The 653-nt window shown below is 35.2% G+C and carries 1 protein-coding gene; it reads left to right on the top strand.

All coding sequences use genetic code 11. The features are described 5' to 3' along the window. Nucleotides 1-128: 128 nt before the first annotated feature. The gene (locus tag H2672_RS19235; RefSeq protein ID WP_186674007.1) at nt 129-572 is read left to right on the top strand and encodes a hypothetical protein; all 444 of its coding nucleotides are present in this window, start codon (nt 129-131) and stop codon (nt 570-572) included. The last annotated feature ends 81 nt before the right edge of the window (nt 573-653 follow it).

The following is a 653-nucleotide window of genomic DNA, read 5'->3' as shown; positions in this document are numbered from 1 at the left end:
GGTTAGTTCAATAAGAGAGAATGAACACAGTGGAGAATATACTATCTAGATTTTCTGAAATGAAACCTTTGGAATGATACTACGTAAATATATGTACTAAATCGTTATAGGGAAGTGTTAAGTGGAAAATGGCAGTGTTTTATTTCATGCTCATAACAGGAATCGTTTTAACTTTGCTGGCTGTAATTTTATTTGGCTTTATGCTTGTAAAAAAGAACTTTGGATTACTACACATAGTTAAGTTTACTGGAGCCTTACTATTAGGTGTTATAGGTGTTTTTTCTTTAGTCTTTACTCTCCCTAGTCTGAAATATATAATACTTCAGGAATACGATGTAATCGGAGGAGACTGCACCATCGATATAACTAGTTCGGGGCGTGCTACAGAAGTGACCCTTGAAATGCTTGATACAGGTGATGCGTTTATTTTTTTCGGTATTCCCGCACTTGACGCTTACGGAAAGTCAATCCCTTATTACTGTGAGGTAATAGTCACACAAGACCATGAGTTTGAAATTGGTTATAAAATTTATGATGTCAGTTCGCGAGAGCTTATATTCACAGGCAAATAGCCTATGTTTACAGTTGATAATATTGAAATTAGCGTGATTACTCATTTTTCGTCACTCGAAAGAATAAGAGGACACTTTTTC

Origin of the sequence: Sporosarcina sp. BP05, assembly GCF_014282005.1 — a bacterium.
Lineage (GTDB): Bacteria > Bacillota > Bacilli > Bacillales_A > Planococcaceae > Sporosarcina.
Note: the sequence above shows the minus strand (reverse complement) of the source record. Positions and strands in the feature narration are given on the sequence as shown.

Excerpts from the sequence above, each read along its gene's own strand:
- H2672_RS19235 (WP_186674007.1), top strand. The coding sequence starts at position 129 with ATGGCAGTGTTTTATTTCATGCTCATAACAGGAATCGTTTTAACTTTG.